Below are 2548 nucleotides of genomic sequence, written 5' to 3' on the forward strand. Positions count from 1 at the left end.
TCAATGCTAACGAAATAAGACTTATGGGTAAACTAGCTAAAAAACACAATTTTATGATTGTCAAAACGGATATAATTTAAATGACGTCATTGGTAACGGAGTGAAACATCTCGTATCTGGTAGGTCGGGATTCTTCGTTGCACTCAGAAACAACGTTCGCCGAAGCGAAGGCGAGGCAATGACAAAGAGAGTAACAATTTGATAGAGGTGTTTTACTTTTGAGACACCCTCCTACAATGCTCCAATATCTATTGCATAGAATTTTAATTTATAATCAGTATGAAGTTATATTCATTACTTCATTCTCAAATTCATCACGGGGTACTACCGACTTATTCCTGTATTTCGAACGATAATTGTAGATGGTTGTGATTGAATAGCGTAAGAACTCGGCTATCTTCTGGCTATCGGTAATTCCTAAACGGATAAGCGCAAATATTCTCAACTCGGTTGTCAGTTTTTCATCCTGCTTTGGGATCACTCTTTCCTCTTCGATCAGGAGGGCATTGAACTGATTTACGAAATTGGGAAAGATGTTAAGGAAAGCGCTGTCGAAATTATGGTAGAAATCATTCAATTCATCTTCGATAAACTGGTTGGATTTAAGAGCCTTATATAGTTCATCCAGATTACCCTCCTTGGCTTTTTTGTTCAGGGCGCGATGATGTTTTTCCATTTTTTCTATATACAGGGAGCAAAGGCTGAGAAACCTTCCCAGATATTCTTCTTTGATATGGTTGGCTTCTGCTAGAGCTATGTTGTTATTTTTCAGTTTTTCGTTTGCAATCAGTGTTTGCTTACGCGCTTCCGCCAGTTTTTTGAATTGGCTGATAATATATATAATGGTCAATATAAGTAAGACGGATAATATACTAATCACAATGAGCAGCATGTGCAGCCTTTTTTGTTGTTGCTCTCTCTCCAGTTGGTATGCGTTTTCGATAAGAGGGTATAACTTGGAGATCTGGATGCTTCTTAAGCGCGCGTTATAAAAATTGGCATCACTCAGGCTTTTCTTGATATAATTATTCGCTCTTTCCAGTTCGCCTCCTACTTGGAATATGACATTTGCGAGGCTCCTGAGAGAGGTATTTTCCTTTACAGCTGCCTTTATATCAGAAATAGCGGAAATAGCAAGATATTCCTGATGCTTCTCTATATCATCCAGATACCACTGTAAAATACCGATAACTGATGTTATCATGGCATATTGCCTTGTGTCTTGTTTTACTTTAGGTAAGTAGGCGAATAGTAATTTCTTTGCTTTATCATATTCTTCCTGTTCCATATATCTCCACGCATATTCCATGACGTACTCAAAGCTGTTGGGTTTTACAAGCGCTAATACCGAATCCTGATATGCTTTCCCTTTTTGCTTATACTTTGCCGCGTAACTGTACTCCGCATACTCGCCCCATTCGTTGTACGCATGGTAATAATTAGTGTAATAATCGATTATTTGTTCTTCTCCCAGCACTGCTTTGTCGATCGAACTTAAGAGTTCCACGGCTTCGGGATACATACCTGATATTGTTAGCGTACTGGATATTTGCAGTTTACTCTCATTTATCCAGTATATGTTCTTTTGTTGTTCGGCCAGAGACAGGCATAATAGGGAATACTGATATGCAGAGTCACAGATAAAAGCCTCATATTCATTAAAAATCTCTTTATACAGATGAAACCTGGCATCTGTATCTGATGTTTTTAATAAATCCTGTTTTAATCCTTTTATTCGTTCTTCTTTAAGTGATGTATAGTACTCTTCCTGTTCTATTGTTTTGTCAAGTTCTGTCAGTAAGGAATCCAGCCTGTTTTTTGCATTGACTGATAATGCGCATACAATGAAGAGGATAAATATAATTGTAATCGACTTTACTACGGGCAATAGGTCTATTTTCATAATGATCAGATTTATTACAAATATAGTTTTTTTTACGGATGACGGAGTGATTTAGTTCCTATGTTTGTATTTGAATTACGGCGATAGCAAATATGCATAAGCCCACGAGTATTATTATATTTGAGTTTGATTATATAACATAATAATATTTAGAGCTTATGCAAGAACAAATTAACAAATTAAGTTTCAAAGGACAAAGCATTTATGCGGGCATTGATGTACATTTACGGAGTTGGTCAGTGACGATTTTGAGCGAACATAGTCACCACAAGACGTTTACTCAAGCTGCGGATCCGACAAGGCTGGCAGATTATTTACATACTCACTTTCCGGGTGGTACTTATTATTCTGTTTATGAGGCAGGCTTTAGTGGTTTCTGGACACATTTCAGATTAGAATCTATGGGAATAAAAAATATAGTTGTAAATGCCGCAGATGTTGCCTGCACTCAGAAAGAGAAGTTGCAAAAAGACGATGCTGTGGATAGCCGGAAATTAGCACGGGAACTCCGTTCAGGAGATTTGTCCGGTATTCATGTTCCATGTATATCGACACTAGAAGATCGTTCTTTAGTGAGAACCCGTTCGGCTTTGGTCAAAGATATGAGTCGTTTTAAGCAACGTATAAAATCACATTTATACTTTT

At 37.4% G+C, this 2548-nt stretch carries 2 protein-coding genes; one reads left to right on the top strand and one right to left on the bottom strand.

The features are described from left to right. Positions 1-274 precede the first annotated feature (274 nt). Positions 275-1903 carry a DUF6377 domain-containing protein gene (locus D0T84_RS22010; RefSeq protein WP_163310061.1) on the bottom strand — a complete coding sequence of 543 codons (1629 nt, stop codon included), beginning with the start codon at positions 1901-1903 and terminating at the stop codon, positions 275-277. A 158-nt stretch (positions 1904-2061) separates the two neighbouring features. Between D0T84_RS22010 and D0T84_RS22015 the strand changes: the two genes are divergently transcribed. Then, positions 2062-2548, top strand: a 487-nt coding sequence (locus tag D0T84_RS22015) for a transposase (protein ID WP_163310062.1), incomplete at its 3' end; no start/stop codon positions are given.

This window comes from Dysgonomonas sp. 521 (assembly GCF_010501055.1).
In the GTDB taxonomy this organism is placed as follows: Bacteria; Bacteroidota; Bacteroidia; order Bacteroidales; family Dysgonomonadaceae; genus Dysgonomonas.

Coding starts and splice junctions, on each gene's coding strand:
- D0T84_RS22010 (WP_163310061.1), bottom strand. CDS start 1,903: ATGAAAATAGACCTATTGCCCGTAGTAAAGTCGATTACAATTATATTT.